Origin of the sequence: Pantoea sp. C2G6, assembly GCF_051336815.1 — a bacterium.
GTDB lineage: Bacteria > Pseudomonadota > Gammaproteobacteria > Enterobacterales > Enterobacteriaceae > Pantoea.
On the sequence record NZ_JBGMNJ010000025.1, the window covers coordinates 1 to 20,384 of the forward strand.

21 protein-coding genes and 1 other annotated feature are annotated in these 20,384 nt (G+C 53.8%); of the genes, 14 read left to right on the forward strand and 7 right to left on the reverse strand.

The annotated features are described in order from the left end of the window. Positions 1-536 precede the first annotated feature (536 nt). The 4 genes from yqaB to luxS all read left to right on the forward strand — a co-directional run bounded on the left by yqaB (position 537) and on the right by luxS (position 3,832). Entirely contained in the window at positions 537-1,103 is a 567-nt protein-coding gene (yqaB, locus tag ACCW71_RS20090) for a fructose-1-phosphate/6-phosphogluconate phosphatase (RefSeq protein WP_436374403.1), read from the forward strand. 23 nt (positions 1,104-1,126) lie between these two features. Beyond that, positions 1,127-1,528, forward strand: coding sequence for a YqaA family protein (locus ACCW71_RS20095; protein WP_436374405.1), 402 nt, complete (start codon positions 1,127-1,129; stop codon positions 1,526-1,528). Positions 1,529-1,559: 31 nt separating this feature from the next. Further along, complete coding sequence (gshA, locus tag ACCW71_RS20100) at positions 1,560-3,167, forward strand: glutamate--cysteine ligase (protein ID WP_436374379.1); 1,608 nt, start codon at positions 1,560-1,562, stop codon at positions 3,165-3,167. Positions 3,168-3,316: 149 nt separating this feature from the next. Then, complete coding sequence (gene luxS, locus ACCW71_RS20105) at positions 3,317-3,832, forward strand: S-ribosylhomocysteine lyase (RefSeq protein WP_436374380.1); 516 nt, start codon at positions 3,317-3,319, stop codon at positions 3,830-3,832. A 61-nt stretch (positions 3,833-3,893) separates the two neighbouring features. Here the strand turns inward: luxS and ACCW71_RS20110 are convergent, their stop codons facing one another. Further along, the gene (locus ACCW71_RS20110; RefSeq protein WP_436374382.1) at positions 3,894-5,180 is read right to left on the reverse strand and encodes an HlyC/CorC family transporter; all 1,287 of its coding nucleotides are present in this window, start codon (positions 5,178-5,180) and stop codon (positions 3,894-3,896) included. A gap of 15 nt (positions 5,181-5,195) precedes the next feature. Further along, positions 5,196-5,996: a cytochrome C assembly family protein gene (locus tag ACCW71_RS20115; protein ID WP_436374383.1), complete on the reverse strand. Its 801-nt coding sequence runs from the start codon at positions 5,994-5,996 to the stop codon at positions 5,196-5,198. A 165-nt stretch (positions 5,997-6,161) separates the two neighbouring features. Between ACCW71_RS20115 and ffh the strand changes: the two genes are divergently transcribed. The 5 genes from ffh (at position 6,162) to rplS (ending at position 9,670) form a co-directional block, all read left to right on the forward strand. Then, complete coding sequence (gene ffh / locus ACCW71_RS20120) at positions 6,162-7,523, forward strand: signal recognition particle protein (RefSeq protein WP_436374385.1); 1,362 nt, start codon at positions 6,162-6,164, stop codon at positions 7,521-7,523. Between the two features lie 141 nt (positions 7,524-7,664). Then, positions 7,665-7,913 carry a 30S ribosomal protein S16 gene (rpsP, locus tag ACCW71_RS20125; RefSeq protein ID WP_003849041.1) on the forward strand — a complete coding sequence of 83 codons (249 nt, stop codon included), beginning with the start codon at positions 7,665-7,667 and terminating at the stop codon, positions 7,911-7,913. An 18-nt stretch (positions 7,914-7,931) separates the two neighbouring features. Next, the gene (gene rimM, locus ACCW71_RS20130) at positions 7,932-8,480 is read left to right on the forward strand and encodes a ribosome maturation factor RimM (protein WP_436374387.1); all 549 of its coding nucleotides are present in this window, start codon (positions 7,932-7,934) and stop codon (positions 8,478-8,480) included. A gap of 35 nt (positions 8,481-8,515) precedes the next feature. After that, positions 8,516-9,280, forward strand: coding sequence for a tRNA (guanosine(37)-N1)-methyltransferase TrmD (gene trmD / locus ACCW71_RS20135; RefSeq protein ID WP_436374389.1), 765 nt, complete (start codon positions 8,516-8,518; stop codon positions 9,278-9,280). A 42-nt stretch (positions 9,281-9,322) separates the two neighbouring features. After that, positions 9,323-9,670: a 50S ribosomal protein L19 gene (rplS, locus tag ACCW71_RS20140; RefSeq protein WP_031374778.1), complete on the forward strand. Its 348-nt coding sequence runs from the start codon at positions 9,323-9,325 to the stop codon at positions 9,668-9,670. A gap of 73 nt (positions 9,671-9,743) precedes the next feature. On the opposite strand, the gene ACCW71_RS20145 is transcribed toward rplS, so the two are convergent. After that, positions 9,744-10,292, reverse strand: a complete 549-nt coding sequence (locus ACCW71_RS20145; protein ID WP_436374391.1) for a GNAT family N-acetyltransferase — start codon at positions 10,290-10,292, stop codon at positions 9,744-9,746. 290 nt (positions 10,293-10,582) lie between these two features. Between ACCW71_RS20145 and ACCW71_RS20150 the strand changes: the two genes are divergently transcribed. Both ACCW71_RS20150 and tyrA read left to right on the forward strand, forming a co-directional pair. Then, positions 10,583-11,662: a 3-deoxy-7-phosphoheptulonate synthase gene (locus ACCW71_RS20150; protein WP_436374393.1), complete on the forward strand. Its 1,080-nt coding sequence runs from the start codon at positions 10,583-10,585 to the stop codon at positions 11,660-11,662. 5 nt (positions 11,663-11,667) lie between these two features. Next, positions 11,668-12,789 carry a bifunctional chorismate mutase/prephenate dehydrogenase gene (tyrA, locus tag ACCW71_RS20155; protein ID WP_436374394.1) on the forward strand — a complete coding sequence of 374 codons (1,122 nt, stop codon included), beginning with the start codon at positions 11,668-11,670 and terminating at the stop codon, positions 12,787-12,789. A 32-nt stretch (positions 12,790-12,821) separates the two neighbouring features. Here the strand turns inward: tyrA and pheA are convergent, their stop codons facing one another. The 4 genes from pheA to bamD form a co-directional block, all read right to left on the reverse strand. Continuing rightward, a complete protein-coding gene (pheA, locus tag ACCW71_RS20160; protein WP_436374395.1) occupies positions 12,822-13,985 on the reverse strand; it encodes a bifunctional chorismate mutase/prephenate dehydratase in 1,164 nt (387 codons plus the stop codon). 22 nt (positions 13,986-14,007) lie between these two features. After that, positions 14,008-14,132 (reverse strand) — a sequence feature (Phe leader region). After that, positions 14,084-14,131 (reverse strand): pheA operon leader peptide PheL, encoded by a 48-nt coding sequence (gene pheL / locus ACCW71_RS20165; protein ID WP_436374406.1) that lies wholly within the window; start codon positions 14,129-14,131, stop codon positions 14,084-14,086. Its footprint overlaps the feature before it by 48 nt. Positions 14,133-14,219: 87 nt before the next feature. Beyond that, positions 14,220-14,555 carry a ribosome-associated translation inhibitor RaiA gene (gene raiA, locus ACCW71_RS20170; protein WP_312057274.1) on the reverse strand — a complete coding sequence of 112 codons (336 nt, stop codon included), beginning with the start codon at positions 14,553-14,555 and terminating at the stop codon, positions 14,220-14,222. Positions 14,556-14,835: 280 nt separating this feature from the next. Continuing rightward, complete coding sequence (gene bamD / locus ACCW71_RS20175) at positions 14,836-15,567, reverse strand: outer membrane protein assembly factor BamD (RefSeq protein WP_436374397.1); 732 nt, start codon at positions 15,565-15,567, stop codon at positions 14,836-14,838. Between the two features lie 129 nt (positions 15,568-15,696). Here bamD and rluD point away from each other — a divergent pair, with 129 nt between their 5' ends. From rluD to clpB, 3 genes are all read left to right on the forward strand, one after another. Further along, positions 15,697-16,674 carry a 23S rRNA pseudouridine(1911/1915/1917) synthase RluD gene (gene rluD, locus ACCW71_RS20180; protein WP_436374398.1) on the forward strand — a complete coding sequence of 326 codons (978 nt, stop codon included), beginning with the start codon at positions 15,697-15,699 and terminating at the stop codon, positions 16,672-16,674. After that, entirely contained in the window at positions 16,674-17,402 is a 729-nt protein-coding gene (gene yfiH, locus ACCW71_RS20185) for a purine nucleoside phosphorylase YfiH (protein WP_436374400.1), read from the forward strand. Before rluD ends, yfiH begins: the two co-directional genes overlap by 1 nt. Before the next feature lie 112 nt (positions 17,403-17,514). Then, positions 17,515-20,100, forward strand: coding sequence for an ATP-dependent chaperone ClpB (clpB, locus tag ACCW71_RS20190; protein WP_436374401.1), 2,586 nt, complete (start codon positions 17,515-17,517; stop codon positions 20,098-20,100). Positions 20,101-20,384 lie beyond the last annotated feature (284 nt).

The following is a 20,384-nucleotide window of genomic DNA, read 5'->3' on the forward strand; positions in this document are numbered from 1 at the left end:
CATCCATAGCTCAGCTGGATAGAGTACTCGGCTACGAACCGAGCGGTCGGAGGTTCGAATCCTCCTGGATGCACCATATCTTCAAACTGTAAAAGCCCCCTCAGTGTGTCAGACGCAGTAGTTGCCCAGACCGCACTAAGGAGGATAACGTTGCTTCAGCAACAGCGCGAAGCGCAAACTGAGTCATCCGCCAGAAGCACCATCCCCATCTTCCTCTCGCTCTATCCGTACCGTTCCCAACCTGTCTCATCGTCTCTGCTGATTAATCACCTTGTCTTAAGCTGTTCAGAATGATATTTCCCACATCCGCTCATTTCATCCTCTTTTCCCGGCCTGTCCGCTGCCGCTTGTTCAGGTAAAGATTGTTAAAAAAACGCAGCAAATTCGTACCGTTATCCCCGGTCGTGTCCGATCACCTTTATCTGAAAAGAAAAATTGCTAATGCTTTCAAAGCATTTGCTGTTCATCCCCCCTGGCGACAACCTGTGCACATTAAGCTAAAGTAATGGCTCATTTGCTGGAGGTCCCGCGTGACAATCTACGATCAATATGACGCCCTGATTTTCGATATGGATGGCACTATTCTTGATACTGAGCCGACACATCGAAAAGCGTGGCGTCAGGTACTGGCTCGTTATGGATTAACGCTGGATGAAGCACGGATTGTTGGCTTCAATGGCGCACCAACCTGGCGGCTGGCACAGTTCATAATCGAAACGAACCAGTCGTCGCACGATCCTCATCTCCTTGCCGCAGAAAAAAACGCGGCTGTGAAAGCGATGCTGCTGGAAAACGTTAAACCACTGCCTTTAATGGAGGTGGTTAAGGCGTACCACGGACGTCGTCCGATGGCGGTCGGTACCGGCAGCGAACACAGCATGGCGGAGGCGCTACTGACGCAGCTGGGTGTGCGTGAGCTGTTCTCTGCCGTGGTAGGCGCTGACGATGTCGCCCAGCATAAGCCTGAGCCGGAAACCTTCCTGCGCTGCGCTGAGCTGATGGGTGTGGCACCAGCACGCTGTGTGGTCTTTGAGGATGCCGACTTTGGCATTCAGGCAGCAAAGGCGGCAGGCATGGATGTGGTGGATGTCCGCTTACTGTGAGTGAACTCGTGGCGTACGCCTCCATGTTCGGCAGCAGTTTTTTAAGCGCGACGCTCCTGCCAGGAAGTTCTGAAGCACTGCTGATAGCACTACTGATTGCAAAAAAGACATCAGTTTACGGGTTGCTTTTGGCCGCATCACTGGGGAACACCTTGGGCGGCTTAACCAACATTCTTATTGGTCGCTTGCTGCCGTTAAAACGTCAGGGGCGATGGCATGACACAGCAATGACGTGGTTGCACCGGTTGGGACCTGCGGCACTGTTATTCAGCTGGCTGCCAGTGGTGGGTGATCTGCTCTGCGTACTCGCAGGCTGGTTACGCTTCGCCTGGCTGCCTGCAACGCTGTTTCTCGCTGTCGGTAAAACACTGCGTTATATCGTTATCGCGACCGCCACCTTACAGGGTATGCAATGGTGGCATTGATTCGCACAGATTCGAGGCTAGGGTTAACATTATGCTGAACAAAAATAAATTATTATCACAGCGGGAGGTTAATGTGATCCCGGACGTATCCAAAGCGCTCTCCTGGCTGGAAGCGCATCCCAATGCCCTGAAAGGGATTGGTCGTGGCATCGAGCGTGAAACATTGCGCGTGGAAGCCAATGGCGATCTGGCAAAAAGCGGCCACCCTGAATCTCTGGGTTCGGCGCTGAAACATGACTGGATCACCACTGATTTTGCGGAAACCTTACTGGAATTTATTACGCCAGTGGATCACAGCATCGATCACATGCTGGCCTTCCTGCGCGATATTCACCGCCATGTTGCCCGTGAACTGGGTGACGAACGTATGTGGCCTTTCAGCATGCCGTGCGTGATCGCCGATGCGGATAAGATTGAACTGGCGCAATATGGCACATCGAATATCGGCCGGATGAAGACGCTCTATCGTGAAGGGCTGAAAAACCGCTACGGCGCGTTGATGCAGACCATCTCCGGCATTCATTACAACTTCTCACTGCCGCTCTCATTCTGGCAGGAGTGGGCCGATGTTAAAGATCAGGAGAGTGGCAAAGAGACCATCTCGGCGGGCTACCTGCGCCTGATCCGTAACTACTATCGTTTCGGCTGGGTGATCCCCTATCTGTTTGGCGCATCGCCGGCTATCAGCTCCAGCTTCCTGCAAGGGCGCGAGAGCGCACTGCCGTTTGAAACCAACGACAAAGACACGATGTGGCTGCCCTACGCCACGTCGCTGCGTCTGAGCGATCTGGGCTATACCAATAAATCGCAAAGCTCGCTGGGCATCACCTTTAACTCGCTGGAAGGCTATGTGACGGCGCTGAAAAGCGCCATCAAAACGCCATCGGACGAGTTCGCGCAGATGGGCACCAAAGATGCCGAGGGTAACTGGCTTCAGCTCAACACTAACGTGTTGCAGATTGAGAATGAACTCTACGCGCCAATCCGGCCAAAACGTGTCACCCGCTCGGGTGAAGCGCCCTCAGACGCGCTGCTGCGTGGTGGCATCGAATATATCGAAGTGCGCTCGCTGGATATTAATCCTTTCTCCGCGATCGGGGTTGATGAGAACCAGGTGCGCTTCCTCGACCTGTTCCTGATTTGGTGTACGCTGGCCGATGCGCCGGAAATGAGCGCCGAAGAGTTACAGTGCACGCGCAAAAACTGGAACCGGGTGGTGCTGGAAGGGCGTAAGCCAGACCAGAAAATCGCCATTGGCTGCGGTGAAGCGGAGCATTCGCTGGTCGGGGTGGGTAAAACCCTGTTTGCCGATCTGCGTCGGGTTGCGGAAGTGTTAGACAGCCACAATCAGGACAGCACGGAATATCAGCAGGTTTGCGATCAACTGGTAGCGTCGTTTGATGATCCTGAGCTAACCTACTCGGCGCGCATCCTTCAGGCGATGAAGGAGAATGGCGTAACCGGAACCGGCGTGGCGCTGGCTGAACAGTATCGCCATCTGCTGTGTGAAGAGCCGCTGGAAGTACTGACCGAAGAGGACTTCACCCGTCAGGCGCAGGAATCCGTTGCGGCACAGCAGCAGCTGGAGGCGAATGATAAGCTGGATTTTGAAGCGTATCTGGCGAGCCGGGAAGGGTAGAAAAGAAAAAGGCCACATCAATGTGGCCAAATTAACATCTCTGTTGTCAGGGATGATGATAACAAATGCGCGTCTTTCATATATTCAGACGCTGGCCAAACAGAAAAGTTTCATTGTTTTAAAAAAATTCTCAGAACAGGAGGTGACGTATGCCACTACTGGATAGTTTTACCGTTGATCACACCATCATGGGCGCACCGGCAGTCCGCGTTGCGAAAACCATGAAGACTCCGCATGGCGATACGATTACCGTCTTTGACCTGCGTTTTTGCCGCCCGAATATCGACATCCTTACTGAGCGTGGCATTCATACGCTGGAGCATCTCTTTGCGGGCTTCATGCGTAACCATCTGAATGGCGACGGCGTGGAAATTGTCGATATTTCGCCAATGGGTTGCCGTACCGGCTTCTACATGAGCCTGATTGGTACGCCAGACGAGCAGCGCGTAGCGAAAGCGTGGAAAGGGGCGATGGAAGACGTTCTGAAGGTTAAAGATCAGAATCAGATTCCTGAGCTGAATGAATATCAGTGTGGCAGCTATAAGCTGCACTCACTGGATGAAGCCCAGCAGATCGCCCGTAATGTACTGGCGCATGAGATCGGCGTTAACCGCAATGAAGATCTGAAACTGCCTGCTGAAAAGCTGAAAGAACTGCACATCTAGTCAGGGCTTAAGCGCTAAAAAAAACGCCGCAATCAACAGGATGCGGCGTTTTTTTATGGCCTCAGGAACCGACCGATTTCTTCAGTGGCGTCTTCGGCGTGATGCGCACTTGTTTAATCATGTTGTCCTGAACGTCGAGAATATCGATATTGTAGTGGCCAATCTGCACGCGCGTTCCAATCTCCGGGATCTCTTCCAGCGCTTCCAGCAGCATTCCGTTAATCGTGCGGGCTTCCTGCTCGGGCAGATACCAGTTAAACGCCTTATTGATTTCACGGACGTTCGCGCTGCCTTCAACCAGCACGGAACCATCATTCTGCGGCATCACTTCTTCTGCCAGCGACGGCGACATCGAGGTGGTAAAATCACCGACAATCTCTTCAAGAATGTCCTCAATCGTCACCAGCCCTTTGATGTCACCATACTCATCCACCACCAGGCCCGCTTTCTTCTTGTTCCGCTGAAACTTCACCAGCTGGGTGTTCAGCGGCGTCCCTTCAGGGATGTAATAGATCTCATCGGCGGCACGCAGCAGCATCTCTTTGGTGAACTCTTTTTTCTCGGTCATCATGCGCCAGGCTTCACGTACCCGCAGCATACCGACACAGTCATCCAGCGAGTCACGGAACAGCACAATGCGACCGTGTGGCGAATGGCTTAACTGACGCACCACTGACTTCCAGTCGTCGCTGATGTTGATCCCGACGATTTCATTACGCGGCACCATGATGTCGTCCACGCTGACCTTCTCCAGGTCGAGCACTGACAGCAGCATATCCTGATTACGACGGGACATCAGGCTGCGCGACTCATAGACGATGGTCCGCAGCTCCTCTTTGCTCAGCGCGGAGTTGACTGAGCCGTCAGAGCGGATACCGACCATCCGCATCAGCAGCCGGGTAATGGTATTCAGCAGCCAGACCAGCGGCAGCATGATGTACTGCAACGGACCGAGCAGCCAGCTGCTGGGGTAGGCGACCTTATCGGGATAGAGAGCCGCCACGGTTTTCGGTAACACCTCGGCAAAAATCAACACCACAAAGGTCAGCACGCCGGTAGCAATGGCGACGCCGGCATCGCCATACAGACGGATACCGACAATGGTGGCCAGGGCGGAAGCGAGGATATTGACCAGGTTATTGCCGATCAGCACCAGGCTTATCAGACGGTCAGGGCGGCGCAGCAGTTTTTCGACACGACGGGCTGCGCGATGGCCATTTTTAGCCTGATGGCGCAGTTTATAGCGATTGAGGGTCATCATGCCGGTTTCAGAACCCGAGAAATAAGCCGAAACCAGCACCATGATGACCAGCGTAATAATCAGCGTGGTGGTTGAAACATGTTCCAACGCAGAACTTCCTTTTTAACGAGAGGTAGGGACCAGCAGGTGCTGTAAGATGCGACTGCCGAAGTAAGCCATGGTTAACAGCACCGCACCGCTACAGTTAAACCAGACGACGCGGCGACCACGCCAGCCTTCATGATAGTGCCCCCAGAGCAAAACGATATAAACAAACCAGGCAATGATGGAAAGAACCGCTTTATCGACGTTTTCCGCGCTGAACAGATTCTGCATATAAAACAGGCCAGTACAGAGCACCAGCGTAAGCAGCACCACGCCGACCTGGGTAATATGAAACATTTTACGTTCGATGGTCAGCAGCGGCGGCATATCCTGCGTAAACGCCAGCCGCTTGTTTTTTAACTGGTAATCGATCCACGCCAGCTGCAACGCATAGAGCGCCGCGATAATCAGCGTCGCATAGGCGAACAGCGACAGGCCGATATGGATCATCATACCCGGCGTGGTTTCCAGATGGGTGATGAACGCATTGGGGACAAAGGTCGCGAAGGCCAGATTGATCAGCGCGAAGCTGTAAACAATCGGCAGCAGCAGCCAGCCACGGTTGCGTGACGCCACAATGGTCATGATGGCGCAGATCAACAGACTGACCAGCGAACCAATATTGAGCAGGCTTAAATTCTGTCCGCTATCAACCGCAAATATGCGCTGCTGCAAGGCCACCGCGTGGGTTATCAGCGCCACACAGGCAGAGAGCATCGCCATTCGCCGCCAGCCACCGTTACGTTTCAGCAGGCTGGGAATGATCAGGGCAAGACTTAAGGAGTAGGCGAACAGCGCCACTATCGCGAAAACGAACATAGATCCTTTCAGGTTTCAGTCAGATAAGGAAAAAGGCAGTATAGCGCCAGCCGAAGCAGGCTCCAAACGATCTCAGGGGCAATTGCAGAGATCGCTGAGGCTTCGTGTTATAATCCGCCGCATTCTGCCGATCAGGCGCCTCGCGATCTTTTTAAGTGAGAGACCATGTTTGATAATTTAACCGATCGTTTGTCGCAAACCCTGCGAAACATCAGCGGCCGCGGAAGGCTGACTGAAGAGAACATCAAAGATACCCTGCGTGAAGTGCGTATGGCACTGCTGGAGGCTGACGTTGCGCTGCCGGTGGTGCGTGACTTCATCAACCGCGTGAAAGAGAGCGCGGTCGGCCATGATGTGAATAAAAGCCTGACGCCAGGGCAGGAGTTTATCAAGATCGTCCGTAACGAACTGGTTGCGGCGATGGGCGCAGAGAACAATGCGCTGGATCTGGCGGCACAGCCGCCAGCCGTGGTGCTGATGGCGGGTTTGCAGGGTGCCGGTAAAACCACCAGCGTCGGCAAGCTCGGTAAGTTCCTGCGTGAGAAGCACAAAAAGAAAGTCTTAGTGGTTTCTGCCGACGTCTATCGTCCGGCGGCAATCAAACAGCTGGAAACCCTGGCGCAGCAGGTGGGTGTCGATTTCTGTCCATCCGATCTCAGCCAGAAGCCGGTCGACATCGTCAACAATGCGCTGCGTGAAGCGCGCCTGAAGTTTTACGATGTGCTGCTGGTGGATACCGCTGGTCGTCTGCACGTTGACGAAGCGATGATGGACGAAATCAAACAGGTTCACGCCGCGATTAAGCCGGTAGAAACCCTGTTTGTGGTCGACGCCATGACCGGTCAGGATGCGGCAAACACCGCCAAAGCCTTTAACGAAGCGCTGCCGCTGACCGGAGTGATCCTGACCAAAGTGGATGGTGATGCCCGCGGTGGTGCGGCACTGTCGATTCGTCATATCACCGGCAAGCCGATCAAGTTTATGGGTGTCGGTGAAAAGACCGAAGCGCTGGAGCCGTTCTACCCTGAGCGCATCGCCTCGCGTATCCTCGGCATGGGTGACGTGCTGTCACTGATCGAAGACATCGAAAGCAAAGTTGACCGCGATCAGGCGGAAAAGCTGGCGAAGAAGCTGAAAACCGGTGACGGTTTCGATCTCAATGACTTCCTTGAGCAGCTGAAACAGATGCGCAACATGGGCGGCATGGCCAGCCTGATGGGTAAACTGCCGGGTATGGGTCAGTTGCCTGACAACGTGAAGTCGCAGATGGATGACAAAGTGCTGGTGCGCATGGAAGCCATCATCAACTCGATGACGCGCAAAGAGCGTGAGAAACCAGAAATCATCAAAGGCTCGCGCAAGCGCCGCATCGCCACCGGCTCCGGGATGCAGGTGCAGGACGTTAACCGCTTATTGAAGCAGTTCGACGACATGCAGCGTATGATGAAGAAAATGAAGAAGGGCGGTATGGCGAAAATGATGCGCGGCATGAAAGGTATGATGCCGCCAGGTTTTCCTGGCCGCTAAGCGTTCCACAAAAAAGCCCGAAAGGACGCGGTTTAGGTTGCTTTTTGCGCCAAAATGAGTAAAATTTTCGGGCTTTTTATACAGCACCCGGACCCCGTTCCTCGATGGGGGCCGGGTGTTTTATTAACTGAAGAGGATGTTATGGTAACAATTCGTTTGGCACGTCACGGCGCTAAAAAGCGTCCGTTCTATCAGGTCGTCGTTACTGACAGCCGCAATGCACGCAACGGTCGTTTCATCGAGCGCGTTGGTTTCTTCAACCCGATCGCATCTGGTCAGGCTGAAGGTCTGCGTCTGGATCTGGACCGTATCGAGCACTGGGTTGGCCAGGGCGCAACGCTTTCTGATCGCGTTAACGCGCTGGTCAAAGAAGCTAAGAAAGCAGCTTAATCTGTCACGGTGGTGAGCATGAGCAGACAACTTGCCGCACAGCCTCCTGTTAACCCGATTGTATTGGGTAAGATGGGAGCCGCCTACGGTATTCGCGGCTGGCTCAAAGTGTTTTCCTCCACTGAAGACGCTGAAAGCATCTTCAACTACCAACCCTGGTTCATCCAGCGCGCCGGTAAATGGCAGCAGGTCGAACTGGAAGGTTGGAAGCACCACAATCAGGACCTGATCATCAAAGTCAAAGGCATTGACGATCGGGATGCGGCGGCTCAGTTAACCAATTGCGAAATTCAGGTTGACTCGACGCAGTTGCCATCGCTGGAAGAGGGTGACTACTACTGGAAAGACCTTATGGGCTGCCAGGTGGTTAACCTTGAAGGCTACGAGATGGGCAAAGTCATCGATATGATGGAGACCGGATCTAACGACGTTCTCGTCGTGAAGGCAAACCTGAAGGATGCATTCGGTGTACAGGAGCGGTTAATTCCGTTTCTTGATGAACAGGTTATCAGGAAAGTCGATCTCTCTACTGGCATCATTGAGGTAGATTGGGATCCTGGTTTTTGATCTCCGAATCGAACGGTAACGTAACGGCGAATACAATGTGGATTGGTGTTATTAGCCTGTTTCCAGAAATGTTTCGCGCTATTACCGATTACGGGGTAACTGGCCGGGCTGTAAAAAACGGTCTGCTCAGCATTCAGAGCTGGAGTCCGCGTGACTTCACGCACGACCGGCACCGTACCGTGGATGATCGTCCTTACGGCGGCGGACCGGGAATGCTGATGATGGTACAACCCTTACGGGATGCCATCTCCGCAGCGAAAGCAGCGGCAGGTGAGGGTGCCAGGGTGATCTATCTTTCACCTCAGGGGCGCAAACTGGACCAACAGGGCGTTTGCGAACTGGCGGCACGGGACAAGTTAATTCTGGTCTGTGGCCGTTATGAAGGGATTGATGAGCGCGTAATCCAGTCCGAAATTGATGAAGAATGGTCAATTGGCGATTACGTTCTCAGTGGCGGGGAACTGCCAGCGATGACGATGATTGACGCAGTGGCCCGGTTTATTCCCGGCGTACTCGGCAAGCAGGCGTCAGCCGAAGAGGATTCATTCTCTGATGGTCTGCTGGATTGTCCGCACTATACCCGACCTGAAGTGTTAGACGGCGTGGAAGTCCCGGCAGTATTGCTGTCAGGCAACCATGCTGATATTCGCCGCTGGCGTCTGAAGCAGTCGCTAGGCCGTACCTGGCTGAGAAGACCTGAACTTCTGGAAAACCTGGCTCTGACTGAAGAGCAAGCAAGGTTGCTGAATGAGTTTAAGCGTGAACTTCATCAGCAACAAAACGATGATGTGGAAGAGTAATCTTCCCCGACTATCAGTTTACCCAGGATATGAGATTTAATTATGAGCAACATTATCAAGCAAATTGAACAAGAGCAGATGAAACAGGACGTACCTTCCTTCCGCCCGGGTGATTCCGTGGAAGTGAAAGTATGGGTCGTTGAAGGTTCTAAAAAACGTCTGCAGGCATTCGAGGGCGTGGTTATCGCTATTCGTAACCGCGGTCTGCACTCTGCATTCACTGTTCGCAAAATTTCTAACGGCGAAGGCGTTGAGCGTGTATTCCAGACTCACTCGCCTGTCATTGACAGCATCACTGTCAAACGTCGTGGCGCTGTGCGTAAAGCCAAACTGTACTACCTGCGTGAGCGTACTGGTAAGTCTGCTCGTATTAAAGAGCGTCTTAACTAAGGTATCGCTAACGCGACATCTAAAAGTTAATAGCAAACAAGGGGTTGGCGTGATGCCAGCCCCTTTTTTTATCTTATTGCCTGCTAGATGGCGACCCTTTACCGGCTTCCGCTCGCTGAAAGTGGTAAATGGCGCTATTCACCGGTCCCTCCTTTAATACGATCAAGCCATAGCGGCAGCCGATAAACTGGCCGCCACACTTTTCAGCCACCGCTCTGCTGGCCAGATTGTTTTCTGCCGCGAGAATTTCAACGCCCCGGCTGCCTGGTCGGGAAAAGCCCAGCGGCAGCAACTCTGTCACCGCGCGACTGGCGATGCCCTGACGCTGCATGTCGCTGCGAACCCAGTATCCCAGCGCGGCAAACTGGCCCGGATCGCGAGCGAAACGGAGCCCGGCTCCGCCCAGTAAACGGTCGTTATCGTCAACGATGGCGAACTCTTCCGCTTCGCCTTTCAATCGCTGCCAGTGGGTAAACCGGATCCAGCTTTCCGCTTCGTGAGGCTGATAATCATGATGCGCCCAGACCATCCAGGGGAGCAAAGTATCCAGTGAGGCGCGAACGGCAGCGGTAAAAGCGGGCACGTCGCTGAGGACAAAAGGGCGGAGATGGATGTTTATCACAACAACACCTGTCGGGGTCAGACGCAAGGAATCTCATCATTCTGCCTGCGGGATAAAGAAACGCAACAGCAGTGAGTGTAAACTTATAATTACAATAACAATGCGATGTCGATGGGTGGCTATTTTTATATATTACTGAAATATATTAATTATTTTATGTTTTTGGCAGCAGCTCTTGATCCTGTGCAATAAGGTGTACATATAATATTGCACTATGTATTCGATGTGATACAGTGACAGCACTTCTCCAGTTGAAATCCCTGACCGACGGGTAAAAAAGGATCGCCATCATGCAACAAGACGCGCTGAACAATGTGCATATCACCGATGAACAGGTATTAATCACGCCTGAAGAGCTGAAAGCCAAATTCCCACTCACCGCACAGCAGCAGGATCAGGTGGCGGCCTCCCGCCAGACCATCTCTGACATTATTGCTGGCCGCGATCCGCGTCTGCTGGTGGTGTGCGGGCCCTGTTCAATCCACGATACCGAAGTGGCACTGGATTATGCGCGTCGTCTGCAAACGCTCTCTGAACAGCTGAAGGATCAGCTCTATATCGTGATGCGCGTCTATTTTGAAAAACCCCGTACCACCGTCGGCTGGAAAGGGTTGATCAACGATCCTTACATGGATAACTCGTTCGATATGGAAGCGGGTCTGCACATTGCGCGTAAATTACTGGTGAACCTGGTGGAAATGGGTTTGCCGCTGGCGACAGAAGCGCTCGATCCTAACAGCCCACAATATCTGGGCGACCTGTTCAGCTGGTCAGCCATTGGCGCACGCACAACCGAGTCACAGACTCACCGTGAGATGGCTTCAGGTCTCTCCATGCCAGTGGGCTTTAAAAATGGCACCGATGGCAGTCTGGGAACCGCAATCAATGCGATGCGCGCCGCCTCAATGCCGCACCGTTTTGTCGGCATTAACCAGGCGGGCCAGGTCTGTCTGTTGCAGACTCGCGGCAACCCGGATGGACATGTGATCCTGCGCGGCGGCAAAGCGCCTAATTACGGTCCTGAAGATGTCGAACAGTGTGAAAAAGAGATGCTCAAGGCGGGACTGCGCCCGGCCTTAATGATAGATTGCAGCCATGGTAATTCGAACAAAGACTATCGCCGTCAGCCTGGCGTAGCGGAATCCGCTATTGCGCAGATCAAAGACGGGAACCGCTCAATCATTGGTCTGATGCTGGAAAGCCATATTAATGAAGGTAACCAGTCCTCTGAGCAGCCGCGCAGCGAAATGAAGTATGGCGTTTCCGTCACCGATGCCTGCATCAACTGGGAAGTGACCGAAACGCTGCTGCGTGAAATGCATCAGGATCTGCGGGGAGTGCTGTCGGCGCGTCTGACACAAGAGGTTTAAGAGCAATGGTGGCTGAACTGACCGCGTTACGCGATCAAATTGATAGTGTTGATAAAGCGCTGCTTGACCTGCTGGCCAGGCGGCTCGAACTGGTGGCCGAAGTTGGCGAGGTGAAGAGCCGCTATGGTCTGCCTATCTATGTGCCTGAACGGGAAGCGTCAATGCTGGCTTCCCGGCGCAAAGAGGCGGAAGCTCTCGGTGTGCCGCCCGATCTGATTGAGGATGTGCTGCGTCGGGTGATGCGCGAATCCTATACCAGCGAGAATGACAAAGGCTTTAAAACCCTCTGTCCTGAACTGCGTCCGGTGGTGATTGTCGGCGGTAACGGACAGATGGGACGGCTGTTTGAAAAAATGCTGCGACTGTCAGGCTATACGGTAAAAATCCTCGATAAAGAGGAGTGGCCGCAGGCGGAGACGCTGCTCAGTGATGCCGGCATGGTCATTATCAGTGTGCCGATTCACTTAACTGAGCAGGTGATTGCACAACTGCCGCCGCTGCCCGACGACTGCATTCTGGTCGATCTGGCGTCAGTTAAAAACCGGCCTTTGCAGGCGATGCTGGCCGCCCATAACGGTCCGGTACTGGGGCTGCACCCGATGTTTGGTCCTGACAGCGGCAGCCTGGCAAAACAGGTGGTGGTCTGGTGCGATGGCCGACAGCCGGAAGCGTATCAGTGGTTTCTGGAACAGATTCAGGTCTGGGGCGCGCGTCTGCATCGGATTAGTGCGGTTGAGCATGACCAGAACATGGCGTTCATTCAGGCGCTCCGCCACTTTGCCACCTTCGCTTATGGTCTGCATTTAGCCGAGGAGAACGTCAATCTGGATCAGCTGCTGGCGCTCTCGTCGCCGATCTACCGGCTTGAACTGGCGATGGTCGGGCGGTTATTCGCGCAGGATCCTCAGCTCTATGCCGACATCATCATGTCATCAGAGAGCAATCTGGCGCTGATAAAACGCTATTACCAGCGGTTTGGCGAAGCCATCGCGCTGCTGGAGCAGGGCGATAAGCAGGCGTTTATCACCAGCTTCAATCGGGTGGAACAGTGGTTTGGCGATCACGCCAAACGCTTCCTGATTGAAAGCCGCAGTCTGTTGCGATCGGCCAGCGACAGCCGGCCTTAAATAAAAAAGGCATCCGAAAGGATGCCTTTTTGCTATTCGCCAGGTTGCACTGGCACCACATTTTCGCTGGGATAGCAGCCCAGAACCTTCAGCGAGCGGGTCATGGTCCGCAATTCCTCCAGCGCCTGCTGCATCCGCTCCGATTGCAGATTGCCCTGCACATCGATATAGAACATCTCTTCCCAGGGGTTGCCATTAATCGGGCGCGACTCCAGCTTACTCATAATCAGGTTATGCTGGCGCAGCACCAGCAGCGCATCAACCAGCGCACCCGCCTGCTGACCGGTGGCCATAATCAGCGTGGTTTTCGCCGGAACCTGATCGGAGACCTCAATCGCTTTACGCGCCAGCACGATAAAGCGGGTGTGGTTTTGCTGCTGATTCGCCAGATTACGCTCCAGCACCTGCAACTGATAAAGCTCGCCGCCCGCCTCGCTGCCCAGCGCCGCCACTTTCGGAGAGTTGAGCGCCGCCACTTTCTCCATCGCTGCCGCAGTACTCTCGGTATATTCGATTTTCCAGTGCGGGAAACGGTTAATGAACTGGCTGCACTGCTGGAAGGGCTGCGGATGGCTGTAAACGGTCTCTATCTGCTGTAAATCGGTGGCGCCATTGACCAGCACGCAGTGCTCGATGGGCACGGTCATCTCTCCGACGATAGAGAGGCTGGTCTGTTGCAGCAGATCGTAAACATCATTGATTGAGCCAGAGCTGGTGTTCTCGATCGGCATGACGGCGTAATCAGCAACACCGTTTTCCACCTGCTTGATGATGTCGTGAAACTTCAGGCATCCGCACTCCACCATATTATCAAAATGGCGTGAGGCGTAGTTCCGCGCAGCCAGGTGCGAGTAAGAGCCTTTAGGACCAAGGAAGGCGATGCGGGCCGCATGGGCATGGGGATGGTTAAGATTTTTTTGCAGCAGCGCCTGCTGCGTCAGCACCGAATCTTCGATCACCAGCTGGAACAGGCGGGTGATGTAGTGGGCATCCAGATTATGCGCTTTGCCCAGCACAATCAGGTTCTCCAGCAGCGCTCGCTCACGTTCTGTATCGCGAATCGGGCGGTGAGTCGCCAGTTTCGCCTCAGCAACCTCCACCGCCAGCAGACGGCGTTCGGCTAGCAGCGTCAGAAGTTTTTTATCAACTGCACTGATTTTATCGCGCAGCGCGAGCAGTGGATTGTCGGGGTTCATTAGGCTCACCTGTCATCTGTCCAATAAAAAAGCCTCCCGGTTGGGAGGCTTTGTTGTTCGTCTTCGCTTTCGTTTTCACACGACGAATGGCCTCCCGTTCAGGGGAAGGTAAAAAAGAAAGCGAAGAAAAACAGGGCATGTTTCATGTGTTTGTCCGTAAAAAGAGTGACCTGAGAGTAACCGCAGCGATTTAAAGCTGTCAATAAAAAACGCGCCCGGAGGCGCGTTAAGTGATCAGGATTGCTCATCGGCGGGGATGATGTCTTTCACGCTGGCGCTGGCGCGGCGTGCCTCAGACTTATGCTGAACCTTGTTCAGCTGGCGCTCAAGTTTAGCAATCAGGTCATTAATGGCGGTATACATATCGTCATGTTTGGCGCTGGCCACCAGAGTCCCGTTGGGCGTATTTATGGTGGCGTCGGCCACAAATTCTTTGGGTTCTTTGGACAGGACAATATGGGGATTAATCAGGTCGGTTTGCCACTTTTCAAGTTTGGCGAGACGGTCTTCAACATGGTTGCGGATAGCCGCGGTGATTTCCATTTGTTTGCTGGTAATGTTCAGAATCATCGTTCTTACCTCTCTGTCATTTCCGTCTGGGTAACTTCAGCATAGCGTGAAAAAGCGTTGAATGTGGGATTTCGATCACGAAAAAATGTCACTTTTTGTCAATCATAACAATTTGCGAGAAAGGCAGAGAAAGTGGCCGAAATCTCTTGAAGCGAAGCGATTAACACGGCACTCTTGATGGGATAGCTCAGGGGCAATTTTTAAAAACCGCCTGATTTCTGAGCAAAAAAAAGCAGCCTCTCAGGGCTGCTTTTTTGTGGCTGACTGCCGGACAAATCAATCAGTGCTGATTAGCCGCGATAATTTTTGCCACTTTGTCTGCTTCAGCATTGAGTTGCAGATTGCGGTAGGCATTTTCCATCAACGGCAGCGCATCGTGTGTCGCCTGTGTATCCGGGTAATCGCGCATCATGCCTTCTACCCGGTTAACAACCGCGACATAGGCCTCACGCTTAGTATAGAATTGCGCCACTGAAAGCTCATATTTAGCCAGACGATCTTTCAGGTAGACCAGACGTTTCTGAGCATCAGCCGCATACTGGCTGTTCGGATAACTGCGCAGCAGCTGAGAGAAGTCGCGGAAAGCATCACGAGCGTGCGTCGGATCGCGGTCAGAGCGGTCAATACCAAAGAAGCCCTGCAACGCCGAATCATCCAGCGCCATATCCGTCAGCCCTTTCATATACATGACATAGTCGATGTTGGGATGAGTCGGGTTCAGACGCATAAAGCGAGCAATCGCCGCCTGCGCCAGCGGCAAATCGGCGTTTTTATAGTAGGCGTAGATTAAATCGAGCTGTACCTGCTGTGAATAAGGACCAAATGGATAACGATTATCCAGCGCTTCCAGTTGCTTAATCGCGGCTTTAAAGTTACCGTCCTGCAACTTTTGCTGCGCTGTAGCATAGATGTCAGAAGGCGGGCTGTCCGGTACCGCGTCATTTGAGCCGGAACAACCAACAAGTGCCAGGCTCAGTGTGGCAGCAGCCACCAGATGTTTCATGCGCGTCATGACGAAGTGATTATCCTCAAATGTTATGGCGGAAGCTGTCCGTATAGCTCCCGGTAATGACCAGGTACGATAGCACATTATATTAAACGGCATCGCCGTGAAAACCCAACGTTAACGAAGAAGCTGTATATGGCACAACTAGTTCAACTCACCGCAACGGTATCCGAATCACAACTCGGACAACGCTTAGATCAAACTTTGGCGGAATTGTTCCCTGATTATTCACGTTCTCGCATAAAAGAGTGGATCCTTGATCGTCGCGTCACAGTCAATGGCGTCATGGTTGATAAACCGAAAGAAAAAGTGCTGGGCGGCGAGCTGGTCGCGATTGACGCCGAGATCGAGGAGGCACAGCGCTGGGAACCGCAGGATCTGCCACTCGACATCGTTTATGAAGATGAAGACATTATCGTCATCAACAAACCTCGCGATTTCGTGGTTCATCCAGGTGCCGGTAATCCGGATGGTACGGTTTTAAACGCCTTACTTCATCACTATCCTGCGATTATGGATGTGCCGCGCGCGGGCATCGTACACCGCCTGGATAAAGACACCACCGGTTTAATGGTGGTTGCGAAAACGGTTCCGGCTCAGACGCATCTGGTGGAATCGCTGCAACGGCGCGAAATTACCCGTGAGTATGAAGCGGTCGCGATTGGTAACATGACCGCGGGCGGCACCGTTGATGAACCTATCAGCCGCCACTCGACCAAACGCACCCATATGGCAGTCCATCCAATGGGCAAGCCTGCCGTCACGCACTACCGCATCATGGAGCACTTCCGGGCGCATACCCGTCTGCGGTTGCGGCTGGAAACCGGGCGTACGCACCAGATCCGTGTGCACATGTCGCACATTAACCATCCGCTGGTGGGCGATCCGCTTTACGGTGGCCGTCCGCGCCCACCTAAAGGGGCGTCCGAGGCGTTCATTAACACCTTGCGCGGCTTTGACCGCCAGGCTCTGCATGCCACCATGTTGCGTCTGTATCACCCTATCAGCGGGATTGAAATGGAATTTCATGCGGCGATCCCACAGGACATGGTTGATTTGATCGCGGCCTTAAAAGCCGATACCGAAGAATTTAAAGATCAACTGGATTGGTAATGAATCTGATTATTCCTCAATGGCCCGCACCGTCGCGGGTTCGCGCCTGCTCAACGCAGCGACAGGGTGGCATCAGTGCCTCTCCCTGGGATGCGCTGAATCTCGGTGGACATGTGGGAGATAATCCAGAGGATGTGAAGCGTAACCGGCAATTACTGGTGGAAAAAGCGGGTTTGCCGGCGATGCCGCAGTGGCTGGATCAGGTACATGCTACTGATGTGGTGGGCCTGTCGTCAGCCGGTGAGACTCCGCTGCGGGGGGATGCCTGTATCACCACCGAACCGGGCGTCGTCTGCGCCATTATGACCGCTGACTGTCTGCCGGTGCTGTTCTGTTCAGACGATGGCCACGAGGTGGCGGCGGCGCATGCCGGCTGGCGTGGCCTGTGTGCAGGCGTGCTGGAAAATACCCTGGCGCAGTTTCGTTCGCCGCCGGATCGGATCCATGCCTGGCTCGGGCCCGCCATCGGACCCGAGGCGTTTGAGGTCGGCGCGGAAGTGCGCCAGGCTTTTATGGCGCAGGACTCACGCGCCGCGCACGCTTTCCGTCCGGCGGGTGAAAAGTATTACGCCGATATCTGGCAGCTGGCGCGTTTGCGCCTGCACGCTGCAGGGGTGAGCTCGGTCAGTGCTGACAGCCGCTGCACCTACACAGAGCGTGACGATTTCTTCTCTTTCCGCCGCGATAGAATCACCGGGCGTATGGCAACTTTGATCTGGCTGTTATAACCTTACGCCACAAGACGGTCCAGTCAGCGTATTTTTTACTCAAATCTCAGGTCATTAACCTTGAAATTTTGAGGGATGACCTCATTTAATCTCCAGTAGCATTTGACCTGTAATGGGAGGAATTATGCGTCTGGATCGTCTTACCAACAAATTTCAACTGGCTCTCGCCGACGCGCAGTCCCTGGCTCTGGGACACGACAACCAATTCATAGAACCTCTGCACCTGATGAGCGCTTTGCTGAACCAGGAAGGCGGATCGGTTTCACCTTTACTGACTTCAGCCGGCGTTAATGTCGCACCGTTGCGTACCCAGGTGGAGCAGGCCATCGATCGTCTGCCGCAGGTGGAAGGTAGCGAGGGGGACGTGCAGCCCTCATCCGATCTGGTTCGGGTATTAAACCTGTGCGACAAACTGGCGCAGAAGCGCAACGACAACTTTATTTCATCCGAATTATTTGTTCTGGCTGCCCTGGAATCACGTGGCTCACTGGCCGACCTGCTTAAGGCGGCAGGCGCAACCCGTGAAAAACTGACCAGCGCAATTGAGCAGATGCGTGGAGGGGACAGCGTGAACGATCAGGGGGCTGAAGATCAGCGCCAGGCATTAAAAAAATACACCATCGACCTGACCGAACGGGCGGAGAAGGGCAAGCTCGATCCGGTCATCGGCCGTGACGAAGAGATTCGTCGCACCATTCAGGTTCTGCAACGCCGGACCAAAAACAACCCGGTGCTGATTGGTGAGCCTGGCGTGGGTAAAACCGCGATTGTCGAAGGGCTGGCTCAGCGCATTATCAATGGCGAAGTGCCTGAAGGGCTGAAAGGTCGTCGGGTGCTGGCGCTGGATATGGGGGCGCTGGTGGCGGGTGCCAAATATCGCGGTGAATTCGAAGAGCGTCTGAAAGGCGTGCTGAATGACCTGTCGAAACAGGAAGGTAATGTCATTCTGTTTATCGACGAACTGCACACCATGGTCGGTGCCGGTAAAGCGGACGGGGCGATGGATGCCGGTAACATGCTGAAGCCTGCGCTGGCACGTGGTGAACTGCACTGCGTTGGGGCTACAACGCTGGATGAATATCGCCAGTACATTGAAAAAGATGCCGCGCTGGAACGCCGCTTCCAGAAAGTCTTTGTGGCTGAGCCAAGTGTGGAAGATACCATCGCCATTCTGCGTGGCCTGAAAGAGCGTTACGAACTGCATCACCATGTGCAGATCACTGACCCGGCGATCGTGGCGGCGGCGACTCTTTCTCACCGTTACATTGCTGACCGTCAGTTGCCGGATAAAGCGATCGACCTGATCGATGAGGCGGCATCCAGCATTCGTATGCAGATGGACTCCAAGCCGGAGTCACTGGATCGGCTGGAGCGTCGTATTATTCAGCTGAAGCTGGAGCAGCAGGCGCTGAAAAAAGAGGCGGATGATGCCAGCATCAAGCGTCTTGAGATGCTGGAGAGCGAACTCAGTCAGAAAGAGCGGGAATATGCCGAACTGGAAGATGAGTGGAAAACCGAGAAGGCGTCACTCTCGGGTACCCAGAACATCAAGGCTGAACTTGAGCAGGCGCGTCTGAACCTGGAGCAGGCCCGTCGTCAGGGCGATCTTGGCCAGATGTCTGAATTGCAGTACGGCAAAATTCCTGCGCTGGAAAAACAGCTGGCCGCGGCGACCCAGGCTGAAGGCAAAACCATGAAGCTGCTGCGTAACCGGGTCACGGATGTGGAGATTGCCGATGTGCTGGCCCGCTGGACCGGTATTCCGGTGGCACGCATGATGGAAGGCGAGCGCGATAAGTTACTGCGCATGGAGCAGGATCTGCATGGCCGGGTCATCGGGCAGGATGAAGCGGTTGAGGCGGTATCGAACGCGATTCGCCGTAGCCGCGCAGGACTTTCCGATCCTAACCGTCCTATCGGCTCGTTCCTGTTCCTGGGACCGACCGGGGTAGGTAAAACAGAACTGTGTAAGTCGCTGGCTAACTTCCTGTTCGATAGCGATGACGCAATGGTACGCATCGATATGTCAGAGTTTATGGAAAAACATTCGGTGTCGCGGCTGGTGGGTGCCCCTCCGGGCTATGTCGGCTATGAAGAGGGTGGTTATCTGACCGAAGCCGTGCGTCGCCGTCCTTACTCCGTGATTTTGCTGGACGAAGTTGAAAAGGCACATCCTGATGTTTTCAACATTCTGCTACAGGTGCTGGATGATGGACGTCTGACGGATGGGCAGGGCAGAACGGTCGATTTCCGCAACAGCGTGGTGATTATGACCTCAAACCTGGGTTCCGATTTAATCCAGGAGCGGTTCGGCGAACTCAGTTACCCGGAAATGAAAGATATTGTGATGGGTGTGGTCGGGCATCATTTCCGTCCTGAATTCGTTAACCGTATTGATGAGGTGGTGGTGTTCCATCCGCTGGCGGAGAAACATATTGCCTCCATTGCGCAGATTCAGTTGCAGCGGTTGTACAAACGTCTGGAAGAGCGCGGCTATCAGCTGCACATCTCTGATGCTGCCCTGAAGCTGCTGGCAGAGAACGGTTACGATCCGGTCTATGGTGCACGGCCACTGAAACGCGCCATACAGCAACAGATCGAGAACCCGCTGGCGCAGCAGATCCTTTCGGGTCAGCTGGTTCCAGGCAAAACCATCGAAATGGATGTGGAAAACGACGTTATTACCGCACATCAGTAATGTCACGCAGCGAAAAACGGGCCTCTGGCCCGTTTTTTTATGCTGTTTTAAGGGGTTTTTGCTCAAATACGCAGCGTATTGTCTGTAAAGTGAGCAGTTGGAAAGAAATTCCCAATTTGGACTTGCGCTATCTGAAGCCTTCCCTATAATGCGCCTCCACTGACACGGCAAACCGGTTTACGGAATGCGGTGTTGGGAGGTTCAGGCAACTGACCCGCCGGAGAAAAACTTCTGAAAAAGAGGTTGACTCTGAAGGAGGAAAGCGTAATATACGCCACCTCGCG

Bases quoted from the DNA above. Each gene is read 5' to 3' on its own strand.
- ACCW71_RS20115 (WP_436374383.1), bottom strand. From the start codon at position 5,996: ATGTTCGTTTTCGCGATAGTGGCGCTGTTCGCCTACTCCTTAAGTCTT.
- ffh (WP_436374385.1), top strand. From the start codon at position 6,162: ATGTTTGATAATTTAACCGATCGTTTGTCGCAAACCCTGCGAAACATC.
- raiA (WP_312057274.1), bottom strand. From the start codon at position 14,555: ATGATTCTGAACATTACCAGCAAACAAATGGAAATCACCGCGGCTATC.
- rplS (WP_031374778.1), top strand. From the start codon at position 9,323: ATGAGCAACATTATCAAGCAAATTGAACAAGAGCAGATGAAACAGGAC.
- ACCW71_RS20095 (WP_436374405.1), top strand. From the start codon at position 1,127: ATGTTCGGCAGCAGTTTTTTAAGCGCGACGCTCCTGCCAGGAAGTTCT.
- pheA (WP_436374395.1), bottom strand. From the start codon at position 13,985: ATGAACCCCGACAATCCACTGCTCGCGCTGCGCGATAAAATCAGTGCA.
- gshA (WP_436374379.1), top strand. From the start codon at position 1,560: ATGCTGAACAAAAATAAATTATTATCACAGCGGGAGGTTAATGTGATC.
- rimM (WP_436374387.1), top strand. From the start codon at position 7,932: ATGAGCAGACAACTTGCCGCACAGCCTCCTGTTAACCCGATTGTATTG.
- yfiH (WP_436374400.1), top strand. From the start codon at position 16,674: ATGAATCTGATTATTCCTCAATGGCCCGCACCGTCGCGGGTTCGCGCC.
- rluD (WP_436374398.1), top strand. From the start codon at position 15,697: ATGGCACAACTAGTTCAACTCACCGCAACGGTATCCGAATCACAACTC.
- rpsP (WP_003849041.1), top strand. From the start codon at position 7,665: ATGGTAACAATTCGTTTGGCACGTCACGGCGCTAAAAAGCGTCCGTTC.
- bamD (WP_436374397.1), bottom strand. From the start codon at position 15,567: ATGACGCGCATGAAACATCTGGTGGCTGCTGCCACACTGAGCCTGGCA.
- tyrA (WP_436374394.1), top strand. From the start codon at position 11,668: ATGGTGGCTGAACTGACCGCGTTACGCGATCAAATTGATAGTGTTGAT.
- ACCW71_RS20150 (WP_436374393.1), top strand. From the start codon at position 10,583: ATGCAACAAGACGCGCTGAACAATGTGCATATCACCGATGAACAGGTA.
- clpB (WP_436374401.1), top strand. From the start codon at position 17,515: ATGGGAGGAATTATGCGTCTGGATCGTCTTACCAACAAATTTCAACTG.
- trmD (WP_436374389.1), top strand. From the start codon at position 8,516: ATGTGGATTGGTGTTATTAGCCTGTTTCCAGAAATGTTTCGCGCTATT.
- luxS (WP_436374380.1), top strand. From the start codon at position 3,317: ATGCCACTACTGGATAGTTTTACCGTTGATCACACCATCATGGGCGCA.